Annotated in this window: 19 protein-coding genes and 1 other annotated feature; of the genes, 15 read left to right on the top strand and 4 right to left on the bottom strand. The window is 36.1% G+C overall.

Annotation, left to right across the window (positions count from 1 at the left end; all coding sequences use genetic code 11):
- Positions 1–10 precede the first annotated feature (10 nt).
- The 6 genes from LY60_RS06665 to LY60_RS06640 all read left to right on the top strand — a co-directional run bounded on the left by LY60_RS06665 (position 11) and on the right by LY60_RS06640 (position 5,648).
- Positions 11–370 (top strand): NifB/NifX family molybdenum-iron cluster-binding protein, encoded by a 360-nt coding sequence (locus LY60_RS06665; protein ID WP_145081712.1) that lies wholly within the window; start codon positions 11–13, stop codon positions 368–370.
- A 51-nt stretch (positions 371–421) separates the two neighbouring features.
- Positions 422–1,282 carry a nucleotide-binding protein gene (locus LY60_RS06660; RefSeq protein WP_145081709.1) on the top strand — a complete coding sequence of 287 codons (861 nt, stop codon included), beginning with the start codon at positions 422–424 and terminating at the stop codon, positions 1,280–1,282.
- The gene (locus LY60_RS06655) at positions 1,260–2,144 is read left to right on the top strand and encodes an ATP-binding protein (RefSeq protein ID WP_145081706.1); all 885 of its coding nucleotides are present in this window, start codon (positions 1,260–1,262) and stop codon (positions 2,142–2,144) included. Before LY60_RS06660 ends, LY60_RS06655 begins: the two co-directional genes overlap by 23 nt.
- Positions 2,141–2,497 (top strand): NifB/NifX family molybdenum-iron cluster-binding protein, encoded by a 357-nt coding sequence (locus tag LY60_RS06650; protein WP_145081703.1) that lies wholly within the window; start codon positions 2,141–2,143, stop codon positions 2,495–2,497. Before LY60_RS06655 ends, LY60_RS06650 begins: the two co-directional genes overlap by 4 nt.
- A gap of 167 nt (positions 2,498–2,664) precedes the next feature.
- Complete coding sequence (locus LY60_RS06645) at positions 2,665–3,435, top strand: peroxiredoxin (RefSeq protein ID WP_145081700.1); 771 nt, start codon at positions 2,665–2,667, stop codon at positions 3,433–3,435.
- Between the two features lie 209 nt (positions 3,436–3,644).
- On the top strand, positions 3,645–5,648 hold the full coding sequence (locus LY60_RS06640; RefSeq protein WP_145081697.1) for a methyl-accepting chemotaxis protein: 2,004 nt from the start codon (positions 3,645–3,647) through the stop codon (positions 5,646–5,648).
- Between the two features lie 180 nt (positions 5,649–5,828).
- On the opposite strand, the gene LY60_RS06635 is transcribed toward LY60_RS06640, so the two are convergent.
- Positions 5,829–6,281 (bottom strand): DUF1064 domain-containing protein, encoded by a 453-nt coding sequence (locus LY60_RS06635; RefSeq protein ID WP_019230035.1) that lies wholly within the window; start codon positions 6,279–6,281, stop codon positions 5,829–5,831.
- Positions 6,282–6,530: 249 nt separating this feature from the next.
- Between LY60_RS06635 and LY60_RS06630 the strand changes: the two genes are divergently transcribed.
- Positions 6,531–11,021: a fibronectin type III domain-containing protein gene (locus LY60_RS06630; protein ID WP_145081694.1), complete on the top strand. Its 4,491-nt coding sequence runs from the start codon at positions 6,531–6,533 to the stop codon at positions 11,019–11,021.
- A 68-nt stretch (positions 11,022–11,089) separates the two neighbouring features.
- Here LY60_RS06630 and nudC read toward each other — a convergent pair whose 3' ends face one another.
- Entirely contained in the window at positions 11,090–11,932 is an 843-nt protein-coding gene (gene nudC, locus LY60_RS06625) for an NAD(+) diphosphatase (RefSeq protein ID WP_145081691.1), read from the bottom strand.
- Positions 11,933–12,154: 222 nt separating this feature from the next.
- On the opposite strand from nudC, the gene LY60_RS06620 reads away from it, so the two are divergent.
- The 7 genes from LY60_RS06620 to LY60_RS06590 all read left to right on the top strand — a co-directional run bounded on the left by LY60_RS06620 (position 12,155) and on the right by LY60_RS06590 (position 16,782).
- Positions 12,155–12,751 carry a TetR/AcrR family transcriptional regulator gene (locus LY60_RS06620; protein WP_145081688.1) on the top strand — a complete coding sequence of 199 codons (597 nt, stop codon included), beginning with the start codon at positions 12,155–12,157 and terminating at the stop codon, positions 12,749–12,751.
- A gap of 19 nt (positions 12,752–12,770) precedes the next feature.
- A complete protein-coding gene (locus LY60_RS06615) occupies positions 12,771–13,154 on the top strand; it encodes an FMN-binding protein (RefSeq protein WP_145081685.1) in 384 nt (127 codons plus the stop codon).
- 11 nt (positions 13,155–13,165) lie between these two features.
- Positions 13,166–13,639 (top strand): flavodoxin domain-containing protein, encoded by a 474-nt coding sequence (locus LY60_RS06610; RefSeq protein WP_145081682.1) that lies wholly within the window; start codon positions 13,166–13,168, stop codon positions 13,637–13,639.
- Between the two features lie 131 nt (positions 13,640–13,770).
- On the top strand, positions 13,771–15,333 hold the full coding sequence (locus LY60_RS06605) for a DUF5050 domain-containing protein (protein ID WP_170226126.1): 1,563 nt from the start codon (positions 13,771–13,773) through the stop codon (positions 15,331–15,333).
- Positions 15,334–15,508: 175 nt separating this feature from the next.
- The gene (locus LY60_RS06600; RefSeq protein ID WP_145081676.1) at positions 15,509–16,186 is read left to right on the top strand and encodes a hypothetical protein; all 678 of its coding nucleotides are present in this window, start codon (positions 15,509–15,511) and stop codon (positions 16,184–16,186) included.
- Between the two features lie 26 nt (positions 16,187–16,212).
- Positions 16,213–16,455 carry a hypothetical protein gene (locus tag LY60_RS06595; RefSeq protein WP_145081672.1) on the top strand — a complete coding sequence of 81 codons (243 nt, stop codon included), beginning with the start codon at positions 16,213–16,215 and terminating at the stop codon, positions 16,453–16,455.
- Positions 16,456–16,533: 78 nt separating this feature from the next.
- The gene (locus tag LY60_RS06590; RefSeq protein WP_145081669.1) at positions 16,534–16,782 is read left to right on the top strand and encodes a CPF_0552 family protein; all 249 of its coding nucleotides are present in this window, start codon (positions 16,534–16,536) and stop codon (positions 16,780–16,782) included.
- A gap of 296 nt (positions 16,783–17,078) precedes the next feature.
- Here LY60_RS06590 and LY60_RS06585 read toward each other — a convergent pair whose 3' ends face one another.
- Together LY60_RS06585 and LY60_RS06580 are read right to left on the bottom strand one after the other, a co-directional pair.
- Positions 17,079–18,146 (bottom strand): iron-containing alcohol dehydrogenase family protein, encoded by a 1,068-nt coding sequence (locus LY60_RS06585; protein WP_145081666.1) that lies wholly within the window; start codon positions 18,144–18,146, stop codon positions 17,079–17,081.
- Positions 18,147–18,239: 93 nt separating this feature from the next.
- Positions 18,240–19,433: a hypothetical protein gene (locus LY60_RS06580; RefSeq protein WP_145081663.1), complete on the bottom strand. Its 1,194-nt coding sequence runs from the start codon at positions 19,431–19,433 to the stop codon at positions 18,240–18,242.
- A gap of 90 nt (positions 19,434–19,523) precedes the next feature.
- Positions 19,524–19,779, bottom strand: a binding site (T-box leader).
- A gap of 259 nt (positions 19,780–20,038) precedes the next feature.
- Between LY60_RS06580 and LY60_RS06575 the strand changes: the two genes are divergently transcribed.
- Positions 20,039–20,890: a polysaccharide deacetylase family protein gene (locus tag LY60_RS06575; RefSeq protein WP_145081659.1), complete on the top strand. Its 852-nt coding sequence runs from the start codon at positions 20,039–20,041 to the stop codon at positions 20,888–20,890.
- Positions 20,891–20,904: the final 14 nt, after the last annotated feature.

Genomic DNA, 20,904 nt, shown 5'->3' with positions numbered 1-20,904 from the left:
GAGTGTAATTATGAAAATAGCAATTCCAGCAGAAGAAAAATCTATGGACTCCAACATAAATGAGTCCTTTGGCCGTACACCATATATACTTCTGTACAATACAATTACAAAAGAAAGCGAATTTTTGGATAACAGCGCCGTTGTAGCACAAGGAGGAGCGGGAGTAAGGGTGGCACAGGTAGTTGCGGATAATGGAATAAAGGCTCTTATTACACTTCGTTGCGGTGAAAATGCTGAAAAAGCATTGAACAGTGCAGAAGTGCTGATCTACAAAGGGATTAACGAAACTGTAAAACGAAATATTGAAAAGTTTATCGCAGAAGAACTATATCTTCTAGATGAGTTTCATGAAGGATTTCATGGACATTAGAAATAATCTGAGTGATTGAGTAAAAGAATTTAATTACAAGGGAGAAAATATATGAAGATAGCTGTGCTAAGCGGCAAGGGAGGCACAGGAAAAACACTTGTATCAGTTAACTTGGCTGCTGCAACAAATGAATCAGTGTACATAGATTGTGATGTTGAAGAACCAAATGGACACTTGTTTTTCAAGCCTTATAATGTGAGCAAAAAAAATATTTCTGTTAAAATTCCCGTTGCTGATGAAAATTTATGCATTGGGTGTCGCAAATGTGTTGAGTTTTGCAAGTTCAATGCTTTGGCATACATTAACAAAAAATTAATTGTTTTTGATGAGGTTTGTCATTCTTGCGGAGGATGCTCATTGCTTTGTCCTGAAAAAGCTATAACTGAAAGAGAAAAAATAATCGGAGAAGTACAGATAGGCGTTTCAGATGGTGTCACTGTTATAACAGGAATATTAAATACCGGCGAAGCATCAGGAGTCCCAATTATAAAAAGTTTGTTGGATAATGAAGAAGCAGGGAAAAAGGTATACACGCTTATTGATTGTCCTCCGGGAAGTGCTTGTGTAGTTATGGAAAGCATTAAGGAGGCAGATTATTGCATTTTGGTAGCTGAACCTACTTTATTCGGAGTTCATAATTTAAGTATGGTTTATGAACTGGTAAGACTGTTTAATAAGCCTTTCGGTGCAGTGTTGAACAAATGCCTGGATGGCGAAAACCCTTCTGAAAAATTCTGCACAGATAATAATATAAAAGTATTAGGTAAAATACCTTTTGACAACGAACTTGGAAAAATAAATTCAAATGCGCTCATATCCGTAAGAGAAAATGAAAAATACAGAGAAATGTTTTCTTCGCTTCTTAAAATTGTTGCTAAGGAGGCAGAATATGAAACAGCTATTAATTCTTAGCGGCAAGGGTGGTACAGGCAAAACAACAGTTGCCAGTGCCTTTATAAAACTGGCAAATGCCAAAGACTATGCAGATTGTGATGTAGATGCACCTAATTTACATCTCATTATGCAGCAGTCCTCAGAACCAAAAAAAACAGATTATTATGGATTGCCCAAAGCTGAAATCAATACGGACTTATGTTTGCAGTGCGACATGTGCAGAGATAATTGCAGATTTGATGCAATAAAGATAGACAGCGTATCTAATGAATATAAAGTTGATAAATTTGCGTGTGAAGGATGCGGTGTATGCCAGACTGTATGCAAGACAAATGCTATATTCCTTGTTCCTGATATTGCCGGAGAATTGATGCTTTATAAAAATAATGCTGTATTTTCAACTGCACAATTAAAAATAGGCAACGGTACTTCGGGAATGCTTGTGACAGAAGTTAAAAAACAGGTGAAGGCAGCTTCTCCATATTCTGAACTGGCTATTATCGATGGTTCTCCTGGGATCGGATGCCCGGTAATTGCTTCAATCAGCGGTGTCGATATGGTTTTGATAGTAGCAGAACCATCAATATCTGGTATAAGTGATATGGAGAGAATTATAAAGACTGCTTCAAAATTTCAAACTAAAGTCGCTGTATGTATTAATAAATATGATACTAACATTGAAAATACAGCAAAAATAGAATTGTTTTGCAGAAGTTGCAACATACCATTTGCAGGTGAAATACCATTTGACTCCAATGCTGTTAAAGCAATAAATAACGGACAGAGTATTGTTGACATTGATTGTGCTGCAGGCAATGCCACAAAAAAAGTATACAACGAAACTATAAAAATTTTAAACTTTATGGAGGAAGCAATATGAAAATAGCAGTAGCAAGTGATGGCGAAATGGTTACAGAACACTTTGGACATTGTGAAATCTTCAGCATTTTTGAAGCAGAAAACAATAAAATAGTAAAAAGTGAAACAATAGCAAATCCAGGGCACAAACCCAATTTCTTACCTAATTTTTTAAACGATAGGGGAGTTAACGTTATAATAGCCGGAGGAATGGGAAGCGGGGCTATAGAAATATTTGATGAAAATGGAATAGAAGTGGTTATAGGCGCAAAAGGAAATGCAAAAGTAGCTGCAGAACAGTATATATATGGTAAACTTAAATCTACAGGATCTGTTTGTCACGAGCATCAGCATCATGATGAATGTGGCAATTAGATAAATAACTTTCCTAACCAAATATGATAGTACAGAGCAGGTTATAGATTTCTATACCTGCTCTGTTACTGATATGTAAAATTAAATTAAGTTTAAGAAGTGCTTATGATTCATAACAATTGCATGTAATCATATAAATATAATAAAACATATTTGTAGGAGTACTTATGATTGCTGATAGAGTTACAGATAATGATTCTGACATTAACCAAGGATGTATTACAATAGGCAGACTGGCTCCGGATTTTGCTGCATCTTCTACTCATGGAGTTGTTACCATGTCACAGTTCAGAGGAAAGTGGGTGTTGTTTTTCAGCCAGCCAGGAGATTTTACTCCTGTATCTGAAACTGAATTAATTTCTTTTACACAGCTCTACCAGGAGTTTGTAAAAAGAAATGTTCAACTGTTGGGAATAACAATAGACAGTACTTTGGCTGACATTGAATGGCTATTGGACATATCTGTAAGAACAGGCATGACAATTCCGTTCCCCCTGTTGTCCGATCGTAATGCAGAAATATCAAATCTTTATAACATGGTAAACCCCGACAGAGTATTTGAAGAAAGTGTGAGAGATGCTTTTATAATAAACCCTGAAGGAAGAATACGTGCAATAATAACATATCCTGTTTCCTGTGGAAGAAATACATATGAGATATTGCGTGTGATAGATTCACTCCAATTGACAGATGGTTATAACTTATATACTCCTGCAAACTGGATGCCGGGAGATCCCGTCATAGTCCCACCGCCTCACACATTGGAAGAGGCTATGCAAAGAACAAAAGGAGAATCTGAAATTTCAGCTAATTGCAATAGCTGGTACTTGTGTTATAAGGACTACAACACAATTAATAATACAACTCAAAACAATAACACGAATTCTGATTTTAGTTCAGTTCAAAAATTAAAGAAAAATAAGTTTTTAAGCCAATAACTTTCTTATAAGGTTATTGGCTTATTTAAATACTGATACATTTTACTTTCTTGTGAGACAACATTATATAATAAATATTACTATAAATATAAAATTATAAATATAACTAAATTAAATTATCTTGTTGTCGATATAGTAATGGCAGAAATAATTGAACATCTAGCATCAATTATCAAATACTAGCATTAATAAGCGGAGGAATAGTTAAATTGAAAAAAATCAAATTAAGGGGTATCAAAAGCACACTTGTTTTATGCTTCTCAACTTTAATTTTAGTATCATCCATTGTCTTGGGTTATACATCAGTGCAAAAATCAAGTGATGTTGTTACAAGTGAAGCCGAGAAGTCACTGACTTCATTAACTTCAGAAGCAACAAAATTTACACAAAGCAGAATAGAGCTGCAGATGCGCTCATTAGAAATGATTTCATTTATGCAGGGCATAAATTCAATGGATTGGAACAAACAACAGTCTATATTGATAGAACAGTTGAAGAATACAAGTTTCATGGACATTGCTGTTGTTAAGCCTGATGGAAATGCATATTATTCAGATGGAACAATCAGCCAGTTAGGCGACAGGGAATATGTAGTAAAGGCATTAAACGGTGAAAAGAATGTATCAGATGTAATAATAAGCCGTGTTACTAATAGTGCGGTATTGATGTATGCTGTACCCATTACGAGAGATGGAAAAATTGTTGGAGCATTGATTGGAAGAAGAGATGGAAATGCACTCAGCGAAATTACTGATAATGTGGGGTTTGGAGAAAGTGGCTATGGATACATAATAAATGACATTGGAACCGTAGTTGCACATCCTGACAGAGACAAGGTAATGAATCAGTTTAATCCTATTGAAGAAGCAAAAAGTGATGAAAGCTTAAAGTCATTGTCAGAAATGTTTGTAAAAGCCATTAAAGAAAGAACAGGAGTAAGCAGTTATGTCTTTAATGATAAGAACTTATATGGTGCTTATTCTCCTATACAGGGAACAAACTGGATATTTGTTATAACTGCAGACAAAGGGGAAGTGCTTTCAGCGATTCCGGAATTGGTTAACTCCATTGTAAGAATATTAATAATTACTTTAGCAGCAAGTATTTTTTTTGCTGTTATTATTGGTAGTACCATTGCAAATCCAATAGTAAAGGTTATCGGATATTCGAAAAGAATAGCGGATTTGGATATTACAGAAGATGTATCTAAAAGATATTTAAAGAAAAAAGATGAAATAGGTGATCTTGCTGGAGCAATGCAAAGTATAATTGATAATCTAAGAAGTATCATTAAGGAAGTTGCCAACACTTCGGAACAATTGCTTGCTTCATCAGAAGAATTAACTGCTGCTTCACAGCAGTCTGCAACTGCTGCTGAACAAATATCACAAACTGTTGAGGAAATAGCAAAGGGTGCTGCTGACCAGGCACAGAGCACAGAACAAGGTTCATCAAAGGCTTTTGCACTAGGTGAAATAATTGAAAACAATCAACTTCATATGAAGAATATGAATGCCGGGTCAAATAAGGTGGCAGAAGTTGTTGAGGATGGGCTTAAGGTTATCGACAACTTATATAAGATTACAGAGGAAAGTAATGTGGCAACAAATGATATCAAGGAAGTAATAATGAAGACAAATGACAGTTCTGTAAAAATAGGACAAGCAAGCAGTGTTATTGCCACAATTGCACAGCAAACGAACCTGTTGGCATTGAATGCTGCAATAGAAGCAGCAAGAGCAGGCAACGCAGGCAGAGGATTTGCTGTTGTTGCTGAAGAAATAAAAAATCTTGCGCAGCAATCAGCTTCATCCACAAAGGAAATTGATGAAATTGTATATGAATTGCAGTCAAACACTGAAAATGCTGTAAGAACAATGGAAAAAGTAACTGCAATTTCAGCAGAACAGACAAACAGCGTAATTGACAGCAGAGATAAATACCAGGTTATTTCTGAGTCAATGAAGGAAACTGTTTATACTGTAAAGCAGCTTAATGATGCCGGAGCAGAAATGGAAGGTATGAAAAATCAAATATTGATTACAATGGAAAATCTTTCAGCAATTGCTGAGGAGAATTCTGCAGCCACTCAGGAAGCAACTGCATCTATAGAAGAACAGGCAGCTTCAGCTTCAGAAATTGCAGGTTCAAGTGAAGGATTATCATTCATAGCACAGAATTTGCAGGATATTATTACTAAGTTTAAAATATGATGACTAAATAAAGCAAATAAACTAAAGGGGCTGTTGCTTTAAGTATATTTTTGTCATCCTGAGCGATAGCGAAGGATCTCATCTTTTGAAATTCTGAGATTCTTCGGGCTAAAGCCCTCAGAATGACACGTTAATAATAACTAATACAACAGCCCCTTGGTTTACGTATATGAACTTTATTTAGATGATTATAAGTTTCATATCTGAATACTTGGCTTCAAACAATTTTTTCTTAAGCTTGAAAGCCTGTGTCTCATATCCTTTTACGTCAACAACTGTTTTTTCGCCGTTCATATGGTATATCAAAAAATCTGCTATGTATGTAATTTTTCTGATTTTTTCTCCATTTTTGATAAAAGAGTCCTGAAGAAGAAACTTGGGTTGGAGTTCAAAACCCTTGATGTCTTTTGCTTTTACTCTCATTTTTAATTCAAGATAAAAGTTAGCTTCCTTCATGCTGTCAAATGTTATGTCATCGATTACAACCTTGTTGTTTCTGTATTTTGAATGGGTTGTTTTTTTCGATTTCATTGCATACTCATTGTATTTATCCTTGTCCCAGTTTTCCTGTTTTGAGCACTTGGTGTTTCTGCTCTGCATTAAATCGTAAAATTCTTTTTCATTCCATCCCATATGGCTAACAACTTCTCCTTCTGATGTCTAACGTATATATTATAACATCGAAACAAATGTTTGGCAAGATTTAGGAATTTATTTAATCTTGTTGATAATAATTTGATTAACTCACTATTAAAGTAAAAATAATGCAAACGATTGACTAAAATGGTAATAAATAGTAAAATAATGTTGCTATTGTTGAGCTAAATAAAAACTAAAGCTATGGCTCATTTTATATAATTTTTAACAATCGGAGGGGGAAATATGATAAAAAGAAATTTAATTTTTAAACGGGTTTTTAAAGTAATAGGATTTCTGCTGATTACAGCCATGTCATTGAGCTTTAACATTGCAGACGTTGATGCTGCTGTTACAACAGGATTGATTAATTTTAATTCTGGCTCGGGTATGATTAGCAATATTAACGGTTTAAAATTTTCTGAAAATGATTTTTCTTATGACACATCACTTCTGAAGGATGGGGTAGGAAATTCTGTCTTAGTCTGTGATGACGAAGGAGATTCATTACTTGGAACAATAGAAGGTGAATCAGGAGAGTTCTTTGTTTTAAATTCCTTGTATGCTGGTTTTTTATCAGGAGATGTAGGAAATGTAACTTTTACAGGTTATAATAATGAAGCAGTATTGTGGACAAATGATATTAATATTCCATCGGCTGGTACTTATGTTAAAATCACATTTAATTCATCAGTGCCTATCAACAGACTTACAATATCATCTGATAATTATTATGTATTCATAGATGACCTGGATGTTACCGGTATTGTTGAAAAGCCTGGTGCTCCAATCATTGGTACAGCAACAGCAGGAGATGCACAGGCATCAGTAAGCTTTACTCCCCCCACATCAGATGGAGGAACAAGTATAACAGGTTATACAGTTACGTCAAGTCCTGGAGGATTTACCGGAACAGGTGCTACAAGTCCAATAACTGTAACGGGGCTGACAAACGGAACTGCGTATACATTTACAGTTACTGCAACAAACAGCGAAGGAACAGGTTCACCATCAGCTGCCTCAAACATCGTAACTCCAAAATATTCACAGACTATAAGCTTTACTAATCCGGGAGTGCAAGATTTTGGAACGTCACCAACTCTGACAGCAACAGCTTCATCAGGATTGCCAGTGACTTTCACTTCTTCTACTCCAAGTGTATGCACTGTTACAAGCGGAGGGGTTCTTACATTTTTAAAATCCGGGACAGCAACAATCAATGCCGACCAGGCAGGAGACGGAAGCTATATGGCGGCTCCGACTGTCACTCAAACCTTTACTGTAAATGCAGTCTTACCTGGAGCTCCGACAATTGAAACTGTAGCAGCAGGAGACACAATAGCAACAGTCAGCTTTACTCCACCTGCATCAGACGGAGGAACAAGTATAACAGGTTATACAGTTACATCCAGTCCTGGAGGATTTACCGGAACAGGTGCCGCAAGTCCAATAACAGTAACAGGACTTACAAACGGAACTACATATACATTTACAGTTACTGCAACAAACTCTGTTGGAACTGGTTTACCATCAGCTGCTTCAAACAGCGTAACTCCAAAATATTCACAGACCATAAGCTTTGCTAATCCTGGAGCACAGAGTTTTGGAACGTCACCAACTCTGACAGCAACAGCTTCATCAGGATTGCCAGTGACTTTCACATCTTCTACTCCAGGAGTATGCACAGTTACAAGCGGAGGGGTTCTTACTTTTTTAAAATCCGGGACAGCAACAATCAATGCTGACCAGGCAGGAGACGGAAGCTATATGCCGGCTCCAACTGTTACTCAAAGCTTTACAGTAAATGCAGTTTGGCCTGGAGCTCCGACAACTGTAACAGCAGCAGCAGGAGATACACAGGCAACAGTAAGCTTTAGTCCTCCGACATCAGACGGAGGAGCAAGCATAACAAGTTATATGGTTATGTCAAATCCAGAAGGATTAATTGGAATAGGTGCCGCAAGTCCGATAACAGTAACAGGACTTACAAACGGAACTACATATACATTTACAGTTACTGCAACAAACTCTGTTGGAACTGGTTTACCATCAGCTGCTTCAAACAGCGTAACTCCATTAAGTTCACAGACAATAACCTTTAGTAACCCTGGAACACAGAATTTTGGAACGTCACCAACTCTGACAGCAACAGCTTCATCAGGATTGCCAGTGACTTACACTTCTTCTACTCCAGATGTATGCACTGTTACAAGCGGAGGAGTTCTAACATTTTTAAAATCCGGAACAGCAACAATCCATGCTGACCAGGCAGGAGACGGAATCTATATGCCGGCTCCGACTGTTACTCGAAGTTTTACTGTAAGTGCAGTCTTACCTGGAGCTCCGACAATTGGAACTGTAGCAGCAGGAGACAAACTTGCAACAGTAAGCTTTATTCCACCTACTTCAAACGGAGGAGCAAGCATAACAGGTTATACAGTTACATCAAGTCCTGGAGGATTTACCGCAACAGGTTCCGGAAGCCCAATAACTGTAACAGGACTGACAAACGGAACTGCATATACATTTACTGTTACTGCAACTAACACTGTTGGAACTGGTTTACCGTCATTATTCAGTGCTGCTGTGACACCTGCACTGTCAAGTTATAATATTAGTTTTAATGCCAATGGGGGGGTAGTAAGTACGACGTCATTAACAGTCACTAACGGAAACAGCATCATACTACCGACACCCACATATTATCAAAACAATTTTAATGGATGGTATACTTCCCCAATCGGAGGGAGTAAGGTTGGAGATGCAGGAACCAGCTATGTTCCCAGTTCTGATATCATTCTTTATGCACAGTGGACGCCAATGAGCATTCCAAGTGTAACTACTTATAATCCATATTCGGTGTTAACAACATCTGCAGAATTAGGGGGTAATGTTACTTCTGATGGAGGAGATACAATTATAGACAGGGGTATTGTATATTCTTCTGTAGACAGCACTCCAATCATTGGAGAAGCTGGAGTGTCTCAAATTTCTAATGGCACAGGAACAGGTGAGTTTAATGTTTCATTGAGTTTACTTACTGAAGATACTACATATTATGCTCAGGCATATACTATTAATTCAGTAGGAACAGCCTACGGAGGAGTAATAAGTTTCACTACTTTATATGATGCTACTCAGGATAATTTGGATATTGCTGAAGTCAAGGCTGCAATAGAAGGAACAACTTTTTCTGCAACTCAGGCAGCAGCAGGATCATCCGAAATGGCACTTTCTAAAGCACAATCGCTGGTTAATATGCTGAATTTGAGAGGATGTACAGCGATTGTTGAGGCCGAAACATACAATGCAGCAATAGCAGGAACTTCTGTCGATAAGGATGGAACAGATGGTTACTGCACATTTACTGTAAAAATATCAAAGGGCAGAGGAACTCTGCAAGTTTCAAATATAAAAACAATGACAATAATAGCTGAAACATATAAAAATGATAACTACACAGGTGGTGGAAGCGCAGCTAACAGCACCAATTCTTCGGTTATTGTCAATGGTAAAGTTGTAAGTGCAGGAACAATTGCAAATACAAAAGTAGACGGAAAGAAAATATCAACTATATCTATTGATGAACAAAGACTTGAACAAATACTTGCGGAAGAAAAGATTAATCCTGTTATTACTATACCTGTAAGTACAGAGGCAGATGTTATAATAGCTGAACTAAACGGCAGAATGATTAGGAACATGGAAAATAAAAAAGCAACTATTGAAGTAAAGACTGATGTGGCTTCATACGTGCTTCCAGCTATGCAAATAAATATAGAAAGTATTTCAAAACAAATTAACAAAAATGTAGAACTTAAAGACATTTTAGTACGCATAGAAATTTCCAAACCTACTAATGAAGAGGCAAAACTAGTAGAAAACTCATCAGTAAGAGGTGGTTTTACCATAGTTACCCCAGCTGTTGAATTTAACATAACGTGCACACATGGTGATAAAACAATAAAATTAGATAAATTTAGTAGTTTTGTTGAGAGAACAATTGCTATACCTGAAGGAGTTAACCCTTCAAAAATAACTACAGGAATAATTATTAACAATGACGGAACGTTCAGACATGTTCCTACAAAGATTGTTGTTATTGATGGCAGGTACTATGCAAAAATAAACAGTCTAACAAATAGTCTTTATTCTGTTATCTGGAATCCCATAGAATTTACTGATGTAAGTAATCATTGGTCGAAAGAAGCAGTAAATGACATGGGCTCGAGAATGATAATAAATGGTGTAGGAGACAAAATGTATGAACCCGACCGTTACATAACACGCGCAGAATTTGCGGCTATTGCAGTAAAAAGCCTTGGACTTAAGCCTGGAACGGGAGAAAACAAATTTGATGACATAAAATCTACGGACTGGTACTGTCCGTATATAGAAACAGCTTCTGAATATGGCATTATATCGGGATTTGGGAATGGAAACTTCGGTCCTAATGATAAGATAACACGTGAACAGGCAATGACCATGATTGCCAGAGCAATGAAAATAACAGGACTTGAATATGAATTAAATTCTTATGATACAGAATTAACTTTTTCAGAATTTGAAGATTCTGCAGAATTTTCTGAATGGGCAGTTGAAAGCATGGTTAAGTGTGTTAAGACAGGAATTGTGACAGGAAAGGGTGCCAACACAATAGCACCAAAAGATCAAATAACAAGAGCAGAAGTAGCTGTTATTATACAAAGACTGCTGAAAGCATCTAATTTGATATAGCTTAATGTATTGAATATAAAAATCAAAGATTAGCCGAAAAATGTTTCGGCTAATCTTTTCATATATGGCTATAATTCAACAGCTCCGGTTCTGAATGCCTCCATCATTTCACTTGTGAGACTTATGTTCAGTTCTGCAGGTGGGATATCCACTTTGTTAACCCATACTCCAAGGGAAAGTTCGTCTTCTTCAAGAGTTATGGTATCATCGCCGTCAAGCTCAGCATAAAAACCTGCAAGGAGAGTGTCTGTAAATGGCCATGGCTGGCTCTTATAAAATTTAAGGTTTTTTACCTTAAGGCCCACTTCTTCCTTCACTTCCCTGTGTACAGTCTGCTCCAGACTTTCTCCTATCTCTGCAAATCCTGCCACAAGAGCGTATCTGGTGTATGCTCGTCCAGCATACTTTGTAAGAAGCAATCTGTTGCCGTCATGTACTGCAACTATAACGCATGGAGATATAGTAGGGTATGTCTGGAAACCACAGGATTCACAGTACAGCATCCTTTCTTTTTCAGAACGTTTCATTGTTTTTCCGCACTTGCTGCAAAATCTGTGACTAGAATACCAGCGGTTTAACTGCCAACCAACTGCACCTGCAAAAGATCTCCAATATTTCAGCTCAGTTCTGAACCTGTTTGTGGTTGCGTATGTCCATCCTTCTGCAGAATCAAGGCTCTTTTCATCCACAAGATAGTAATTGATTTCATCAATGGTGAAAAGAAATTGAGCATCATCTATTAAATGAGGATAATCTTTTTCAAAATCAGAAAATGAAGGATACCATAGTTTGTCCTTGTCTTCTCTGACCAGGACTGTATCTCCTTCATATGAAAGAAACAAATCCTGCGGTTTTGCTTTTTTATTATTAAATTTATTATTGAATATTCTAGGCTCTATGTCTTGGATCATCTTTATCTCTCCCAACTAGTTTAATTAATTTTTATTATATCACAACATAAAATGCTTGAAAATGAATTTGATGAAATACTCTATAAGTAAATAAAGTCCAGCGTTAATTGCATGGTAATTAAATTTAAAAAAGTAAATTTAAATATTGACAATTAAATGACAAAGTGATATTTTAATATTAAACAGTGTTCAAAATATAAACGACGTTCAACAGAGGTTAAAATGTATAAGAGAAGAGAAAGAGAAATTGAAGCAATGAGAGAACTTATAATCTCTGCTGCCAAGGAAATTATTGCAAAGGAAGGATTTGACAATCTTTCAATTCGAAAGATAGCCAATAAAATTGAATATTCACCTGCAATCATATACCATTACTTTAAAGACAAAGATGAAATAATGAATCAGGTCATGAGAAACGGCTACATGAGAATTATCAGTGCAATTACTAAATCCGCTGATGAAGATTTAAAACCATCAGACAAGTTGAAAAGAATAACTAGGGATTACATAGAAGAGGCGCTGAGCATGCCTGATGAATTTCTTGCAGCACAGTTAAATCAATCTCCTTATGCACTCAAACACACGTCATCTCTTTATAGGGGAGCATCTAAAGAAAAGCCTGCATTAACAGCACTTTGCAAATGTTTAAAAGAAATTTACACAAATCTGGATGATGAACAGATTGAATTGAAATCACAAATGATTGTAGTTTCAACATTTGGGTTGATTGTAAAATTAGTAATTGAAAAAGACCTGGACGAAGAACAAAGACAAAGATTAATTGAAACATTTATAGAAGAAGTTGTGTGCAAAATATAAAAATTAAAGGGAGAAAGAAATGAAAGTATTAAAAATTATAGGACTGATATTACTTTTGTTAGTGATAGTTTCTGCTTCAGGCGTGTTTTATCTGAGCCGTGGTCTTGAAGAAGGAGTAAATGTAGTCATTAATCCAGTAAATTTATCAGAAATCAAGGATGGAGTATATAACGGAAGGAATGATTTTGGAAGGTGGACAAATGAACTGAATGTAACTGTTGCAAACAATAAAATTACGAACATAGAAATTGTAAAAGACGTAAAGATTGCAAGTCCTGAATTAAGCACAAAGCTATTTCAGAATGTCATTGAAGAACAAAACATCGACGTTGATGTTGTATCAGGTGGGACGGTTACAAGCAAAGCATATCTTAAATCTATTGAAAATGCGTTGAATAATTAATTGGAGGGAATATGAATACATTAATAGCTTATGGAACAAAGTATGGATGTGCACAAAAATGTGCAATGGAATTGGCCAAGGAATTAGACGGTAATGTAGAACTTGTTAATTTAAAAGAAAAAGGAACTGTGAATCTTTCCGGCTATGACAGAGTAATAATCGGCGGTTCTGTCTATATTGGAAGAATACAAAAAGAAGTTTCAGAGTTCATTTCTGCTAACCTGAATGTATTGTTGAAAAAGGAAGTTGGACTGTTTATTTGCGGCATGCAGGAAGGCGATATGATGGAAAAAGAAATAGCTGATAATTTTCCGGCTGAGCTTATAAGCAAAGCAAAATCAGTAAAAAATTTTGGAGGAGAATTTATTTTCAAAAAGATGAACTTCATGGAAAAAGCAATAGTCAAAAAAGTTTCTAAAATTTCATCAGACAGATCAGACATACATCATGACAATATTAAGAAACTGGCAATGGATTTAAATTAAATATTACTTATAGACAGTTGGATGTTTTCATGCTTGACAGACGTAGCATTTTTCTGAATACCACTGTACAAATGGAACCTATTGCAATTTCAAATCGTCTAATATATTATTATCATAAGGTGGAGGGAAAAATGAAGAAAAAATCTAAGATAATATTTTTGTTGTGTTTTATGATTTTGTTTACCGTATTAAATAAGCCAAGTGTCTATGCAGCAGAAGTGCCTGTTACATTGCCCGCTTTTGATGTGGTTTTGAACGGTATTAAGATTAAAAATGAATACAGGCAGTATCCTTTAATAGTTTATAAGGATATTACATACTTTCCTATGACATACTTTGACAGCTGGTTTTTAGGAATTGAAACAAAGTGGAATGATGTAACAGGTCTTGAAGTAACTAAGTCTTCAGAAACTTCAGTCACTTACGAACCATATACCATTGCCAGGAAAAACCTCAACAAATATGCTGCTTCAATTCCTGCTTTTAGTATAAAAGTTAACGGAAATGCAATTAAAAATTCAAATGAAGAATATCCTCTTCTTAAGTTCAGAGATGTTACATATTTTCCTATGACATGGAAATTTGCAGTTGATGAATTTGGGTGGAAATATTCTTTCTCCAATAAAGATGGACTCATAATTACAAATCCGAAGTATAGCGGTCTTAAGGCAACAGAGGTTGAACTTCCTTTGGCAGTAAGGGATGGCGGAAGCTTTATAGGGGATTTTATTGTTGCAGGCAAGTATTATTATTACGAAGGAGAAAAGGGAATTATTTATCAGTCTCCAATCGATAATCCTTCTATAAGAAAAAATGTTTATGAACTTCCGCTGTGGACATATGGTAACAGTTATGTTTATGCATCATTGGAAACTGTTGATGACAAAGCAATTTTGTCATACCATCAGGGAGGCGCCTCCATGGGCACTGACTATAAGATTATTCTCAATGAAGACGGTACAAATGAAACATTTTCTGAGGGCTATTCTAATAGAAGGGACTTTGGCAATTATATAATAAATGTGTGTCAATTCGTGCCTCCGTCACAAAACAACCTTTCAATAAAGAAGGTTGGTGAAGCTGAATATAAACCAATCGGTGATAATAATTATATTTATGGCTGGACCTGGAGCAGGACAGAAAACAGCGAGGGAGGAGGTCCAAGCAAAGACCTTTATCTGATAGGTGATGATATATACGTACTTGCATACTACAAGCCCCGTTCTGAAAATGGAACCACAGGAATTCACAAGGTAAATATTAATACCGGTGAAACTACAAGATTATGCGAGGAGTCTGCTGTAAAGTTTATAATATGTGATGATACCATTTATTTTATGGATATTGAAGGATACTTGTATAAGTTGCCATTAGACGGCAATATGGCTGAAAAGCTGACAGACTTTACTGTTAGTGACTTTACTGTTTTGAATCATGTTGTGTACTATGTTTCTGCAGATAATAAGGGTCATGAACTTTTTAAACTTGGGCAGTCAAGTTCATTGAATCCGGGAGGAATTGTAAAATCACTGAACATACAGGATGGGTATGTTGCAAGTTCATTTGAAAAAAGCAGCAATTCTAAATTTAAAGTAATGATATTAAACAGTGAAGGAAAAGAAGTTTTCAAATCATCAATTGCTGTAAAAAAAGTTATCATAAACGATAATCAAGTATTTTATGACTGTGAGTAATGCATATATAAAATCTTTATTCAGTTGAAGCTGAATAAAGATTTTGTTTTATTTGAATTTGCTTGTTTTAGCAATGGAACATATTTTGTTTTCAAATCGTCAAATATACGAATGTATAATATAAGGAATGGAAATAACATATTGTTAAAATACAATACGTTGATGAGGTGATGACATGAAGAAAATTATAATTATATTTATGGCTGTATTGCTTGCTGCAGGAAGCTCAGGATGCATTTACGTAAAAATTAATGATCAGGAAAAAGAAATTAAAGAAGATGAAAAAAAACCTGAAAATAATGAAGTAAAGTATGAGCTAAATGAAGAAGGCATAATAAAAACGGAATATGCTAAGGAGATAATTGAAGAAACTTCAGCTGAATTGATAAATGCAATAAGCGATAAGGATTTTGAAAAAGTTTCCGAATATGTCCATCCGGAAAAGGGAGTGAGATTTACTCCATACACAAATGTTTCCGTTGATAATGATGTTGTTTTAAGCCAGGAAGAAGTGAAGAATTTTTTCAATGACAAAACAACATATATTTGGGGACATTATGACGGCAGGGGTGATGATATTTCTCTTACTCCCGGCGAGTATTATGATGAGTTTATTTATTCAGAAGATTTTATAAATGCAGAGGCTATTGGATACAATGAAGTTTTAAGCAGCGGTAACATGGCTGAAAACCAATTTGAAGTGTACCAAAATGCCATAATAGTTGAATATTACTTTCCTGGTTTTAATCCTGATTTTGGAGGAGCAGACTGGAAAAGCCTTCGCCTGGTGTTTGAAGAATATGAAGGCACTTGGAGACTGACAGGTATTATTCACAATCAATGGACAATTTAAATTACAAAAAGATTTTGGAGGGAGAAATGTCGGTAATAGTGAGAGTTAAAAACACAGAAAAAAATTATATTTTACTGGGAACAGGATATGGAGCATACAAGGCCATAACACCGAGTTTTTTGGGAGGAAATCTGTTCCCAAATGAAGAGGAAGGAACACTTCCCATGGCAGCAGTTTGTGACAACAGCGGAAACATTTTGTGGTTAAACTCGGACTCGTTGCAGGTAATTGAAATTGACGGTGTAAAAATATCAGATATAAATTTATAGGATTTTGAGAAGCAACTGTTTGAATAAATAAGAAAAATCAGCAAATAATTATATAATTAAAACAGTTGGAGGAATCATATGAACAAATTGATGGCAATAAAGGTGGACGGAAGAAATTCAAAGGCTCCGCACCTTCAGGAGATACTTACTAAATACGGCTGTATCATTACAACCAGGGTTGGGTTCCATGAAACCGGAGAAAATGACAATTGCAGTACTCAGGGTATCATCATACTTCAGCTTACAGGAGAAGAAGATGAAATTAATCACTTGAGCAATGATGTTGAAAAGTTAGAAGGTATATCATCTAGGTTTATTGAGTTTTAAGTTGGTAGCTTAAAAGATACGCTCAGATTGCTTGTAGTGAAGGATGACTACTGTACTCCCTAAGATATCAAAATTATATAATACTGCGGGCGGACACGAGGTCCGCCCCTACGCATTGGAATATTGACATTTGTCTGTGAATCTGGATTCCATTTTGTAGGGGAAAATCTTGTATTCTCCCGCATATAATTATTGAATCAATAACAACGGGCGGACACGAGGTCCGCCCATACAATTATGAAAAATATGTTTGTCAATAGTAGATGTATCATATGATACATCTTATTTTTTGTCTTTTAGTTGTAAGATTCCAAATATTCTATTGCGCTTTTTATCATATCAGGTGTGACAACATATGGATAATGTTTTACATCTATTCCCTTGAGCGCCTTTTCAATTACTTTATCCACATCATTCATAGAGCAGTGCAGGTGAGACAGCTTAGTTGGAAGTCCTAAGGCGCTGTTGAATTTATGAATGCGTCTCAGTTCATTTTCTTGTTTGTCTACAGCAAGCAGTACAAGAATTCCATATGATACAATTTCTCCGTGAAGGTGGTGATGCTCTTCAATTTGCGGTATTACGGTAAATCCGTTATAAATAGCATGTGCAAGCCCTGTTGTCAAGTCAATGTTCAACAGATTCGATGCAAATCCGGTTGATACAATGACACCCAAAAGTATTTCTTCAAGTTCGCTTGATACTATATTTTTCTTGCAGTCTTCAAGAGCTTTGACTCCATATTTAAGGAACGGACCGTTGCACATTGAAGCAATAGTAACACCCATTTCCTGAGAATGAGTAAGCTCATCTCCTCTGCTTGATACTGAACTTTCAAAATATTTTGCCATAGAATCTCCGATTCCTGCCCAAAGATACTTATCAGGTGCATTTGCAATGATTTCGCTGTCTATAAATATGTGCTTTGAAGGTATTGAAGAAAATGAATATTCTCTCAACGAACCATCAGGATGGTACAATATACCAAGGCTGGTGCAGGCTGCACATGTAGAGGCAATTGTAGGGAAAGCGAAAAACGTCTTGTTTGTTCTTTGAGCAAGAACCTTTGCAGTGTCAATGGCCTTCCCTCCGCCAACTGCAAAAATCATGTCTGATTCTTCAATTTCGGGAATTGACTTTAGCCTTTCAATATTTTCTACTGATGCCTCGCCTCCGTAAGGGAAAAATCCTGTGATGATTAACTGACTATCAGCAACAGCATTTTTTATTTTATTTTTAGCTGCATTAATGGCGCGCTCGCCTCCTATTACAGCAATCTTTTTTCCAAATGGCATACAAATCTCTGCTATTTCGTTGTACGCATCAGGTCCTATGGTGTAGCTTGGAAATAATTGTGTTTTCATGATTTCTCCGTTACTGCATGTTGCAGTTGCCGCTTCCTGGCTGCGGCTACCAAATTTAGTTAGTTTTCTGTCAAATGAATATTTGCCAGGCTGTTAAAATTCTGTTTTTTCAGTAAATGTAATGTTTATGTCAGAGTTTTTTTCTCTTGATTTGTTGTTTTCTCTCAGGTATTTGCGGTTTTTATATGCCCCCACTGTAAGGAATGGTACTATTATAATTGCAATTCCAAGGTATCCCATGTATCCATAGCCGTATTTTATGATTTTATCCAGACCAACCATAGAAATTCCCATTGATAAAGACATTATAAATGCTGATACAATGACTCTTCTCGCTATGACCTTTTTTATTCCAGACAATGCCTTAGCTTTTTCAAATTTTTCAACAAAACCATAAATTGTTGTTACTCCTGTGGAAATAAAGCACAGGAACAATGAGATGTTGTATGCCCAGTAAACATATGGTTTTCCCAATTGTTTTGTTATATACAATGAAGGCAGTGTTGATTCGCTTGCTGCTTTAAATTCCGCATACCATCCTAACAGCATGATGACAGACAAAACAAGTGCAATTGAGTTTATTATGAAAGCAATCATCATTGAGCGGGATACTTCCTCCTTGCTCTTCAATGACTTGCCGCATGATATCATGGTCGGAATGACTACAGATTGAAAACCTGCATAAGTAAATGCTTTTAAAATCCCCTTGAATATGCTGCTGGTGCTTTCGCGGGCTGCAAAAATTGTACCTATCTCAGGCATTTTAGCATTGATTCCCATAATGAATATTACAGCACATGACGTCAATATTCCAATTGACATAACTGTTGATGCTTTGGAAACCATAGCGGCTCCAAAAATGGTGAGCGTCAGCAGTATTGCTCCGATTGAAAGTACTGCATAAGCGTAGGGAATGCTGTATGTTTTGTTAATCAGTGAAGCAGCTCCTGCAACTACTGCTCCTACAGCACATAAAACCATGATATAAAAATAAATATCAAATAATACAGACATCTTGTCAAAAGGATGATAAAGAGTTTGGAAAAGCTCCTTGTAACTTCCTAAACCTCTGGAATTGTACATAATCATACATTCCCTGATAGTCAATGTTAATAATGCCATGGCCAATACTGCCATAAAAGGTGCTGCCCATCCATACTGAACATAGTACTGAGTTGCTTGATTGCCTGTTGCGAAGCCACCGCCTGCATGAGAGCCGAACAACACGCATGCGACTGCAAAGGCTCCTGTAAATTTCATGTTTTTTGCTGATGATTGTTTTTCCATTTTTATACCTCTCCAGATTTATTTTTTATACACAAGGCGGATACGCCTGAAAAAGGTATAAAAAAATCTTCCTCTCTCAGGGAATTATCCCTAAGAGACGGAAGATATAATCTTTCGCGGTACCACTCTTATTCATTTCATACGAAATGCCCTCTAGATACGGATTATTTCTAATCGATATCCTGCCATTTTAACGACTGGCTGCCCGTACATGCCTACTTGTATATTTATTTTCGGCAAATCCGCTCCAAGGCTAGTTCGGCATATCGTCTGATGTTGTTTTTCACCAACCAACAACTCTCTGAAATCACTGATGATGCTTAATACTCCTTATCACTGCGTTTATGTTGCTCATTAAATTGTGTATTGTCCGTGAGTATATCACCAGCGTTTTTATTTGTCAATCACTTTTTTGAAAATTTTTCAAATTAATTTAAAATAATCATACATTGGTTGTAATTATAATTCGTCTATGCGCCTAAAGATTTGTTATGTGTTATGGTTTTTCGTCATAATATCTTTTGATAAGAACAATTTTTTCAGCAGTAATTATAAACAGAGTTTGTACATAAAATGTATTATAAATAATTATTGCAGAGGTGGTTATGAAAAATATAAAAAGAATTGTAGCTGCATTGTTGACAATGCTGCTTGTTGTTATTATGAGCTTCAACGTTGAAGATATAGGTGATGCTGTTCCTGCAGCAGCAAGACCGTCAGTAAGATTGCCTGTTTTAATGTATCACAAGGTTCTAAAAAACAGGAACAGTCTGGGAAAGTACACTGTTTTGCCAAGTGAGCTGGAGGCTGACCTCATTTACATGAAGGAACATGGATACACAACAGTTACAGTGGAAGATTTGGTTGCCTATGTGTACAATGATGTAAGTCTTCCGGAAAAACCAATAATGCTTACATTTGATGATGGTTTTAGAAGCTACTACACTTATGTGCTGCCACTTTTAGAAAAATATGAAAGCAAGGCAGTCATGTCCATAATTGGAGAATATGTTGACAAAAGTTCTGAAGATAAAAATCTTAATCCTTATTTGAACTGGTCTCAGGTTGAAGAACTTCAAGCTTCTCCATATGTGGAAATTCAAAATCATTCATATGCAATGCATAAATTGAATAATCGTGTGGGATGTACCATATTGGACGGAGAATCCTATGATGAGTATAAGAAGGTGATTGTAAATGATGTTGGGTACCTGCAGCTTCTAATCAGCGGCAAGACAGGTTATACTCCAAGTGCATTCACGTATCCATTTGGAGCCATGTGTAAGGAGTGCAAGAAAATACTCAGGGAAATGGGATTTTTGGCTTCGCTGTCAAGCACATCCGGGGTGAATATCCTAACAGGCGACGAGGATGATTTGTATGAGCTTAAAAGAATTAATCGACCTTCTGGAATAAACCACGATGAATTTTTCAAAATGCTTGAAGAAGTAAAATAAAACGGAAATGCCCG

Source organism: Sedimentibacter saalensis, assembly GCF_007830175.1.
Classification (GTDB): Bacteria; Bacillota; Clostridia; order Tissierellales; family Sedimentibacteraceae; genus Sedimentibacter; species Sedimentibacter saalensis.
Note: the sequence above shows the minus strand (reverse complement) of the source record. Positions and strands in the feature narration are given on the sequence as shown.

What these genes read in the sequence shown, in the direction of transcription:
- LY60_RS06630 (WP_145081694.1), top strand. Translation starts at nt 6,531, where the DNA reads ATGATAAAAAGAAATTTAATTTTTAAACGGGTTTTTAAAGTAATAGGA.
- LY60_RS06580 (WP_145081663.1), bottom strand. Translation starts at nt 19,433, where the DNA reads ATGGAAAAACAATCATCAGCAAAAAACATGAAATTTACAGGAGCCTTT.
- LY60_RS06665 (WP_145081712.1), top strand. Translation starts at nt 11, where the DNA reads ATGAAAATAGCAATTCCAGCAGAAGAAAAATCTATGGACTCCAACATA.
- LY60_RS06585 (WP_145081666.1), bottom strand. Translation starts at nt 18,146, where the DNA reads ATGAAAACACAATTATTTCCAAGCTACACCATAGGACCTGATGCGTAC.
- LY60_RS06635 (WP_019230035.1), bottom strand. Translation starts at nt 6,281, where the DNA reads ATGGGATGGAATGAAAAAGAATTTTACGATTTAATGCAGAGCAGAAAC.
- nudC (WP_145081691.1), bottom strand. Translation starts at nt 11,932, where the DNA reads ATGATCCAAGACATAGAGCCTAGAATATTCAATAATAAATTTAATAAT.
- LY60_RS06600 (WP_145081676.1), top strand. Translation starts at nt 15,509, where the DNA reads ATGAAGAAAATTATAATTATATTTATGGCTGTATTGCTTGCTGCAGGA.
- LY60_RS06655 (WP_145081706.1), top strand. Translation starts at nt 1,260, where the DNA reads ATGAAACAGCTATTAATTCTTAGCGGCAAGGGTGGTACAGGCAAAACA.
- LY60_RS06620 (WP_145081688.1), top strand. Translation starts at nt 12,155, where the DNA reads ATGTATAAGAGAAGAGAAAGAGAAATTGAAGCAATGAGAGAACTTATA.
- LY60_RS06590 (WP_145081669.1), top strand. Translation starts at nt 16,534, where the DNA reads ATGAACAAATTGATGGCAATAAAGGTGGACGGAAGAAATTCAAAGGCT.
- LY60_RS06595 (WP_145081672.1), top strand. Translation starts at nt 16,213, where the DNA reads ATGTCGGTAATAGTGAGAGTTAAAAACACAGAAAAAAATTATATTTTA.
- LY60_RS06615 (WP_145081685.1), top strand. Translation starts at nt 12,771, where the DNA reads ATGAAAGTATTAAAAATTATAGGACTGATATTACTTTTGTTAGTGATA.
- LY60_RS06605 (WP_170226126.1), top strand. Translation starts at nt 13,771, where the DNA reads ATGAAGAAAAAATCTAAGATAATATTTTTGTTGTGTTTTATGATTTTG.
- LY60_RS06575 (WP_145081659.1), top strand. Translation starts at nt 20,039, where the DNA reads ATGAAAAATATAAAAAGAATTGTAGCTGCATTGTTGACAATGCTGCTT.
- LY60_RS06650 (WP_145081703.1), top strand. Translation starts at nt 2,141, where the DNA reads ATGAAAATAGCAGTAGCAAGTGATGGCGAAATGGTTACAGAACACTTT.
- LY60_RS06610 (WP_145081682.1), top strand. Translation starts at nt 13,166, where the DNA reads ATGAATACATTAATAGCTTATGGAACAAAGTATGGATGTGCACAAAAA.
- LY60_RS06660 (WP_145081709.1), top strand. Translation starts at nt 422, where the DNA reads ATGAAGATAGCTGTGCTAAGCGGCAAGGGAGGCACAGGAAAAACACTT.
- LY60_RS06645 (WP_145081700.1), top strand. Translation starts at nt 2,665, where the DNA reads ATGATTGCTGATAGAGTTACAGATAATGATTCTGACATTAACCAAGGA.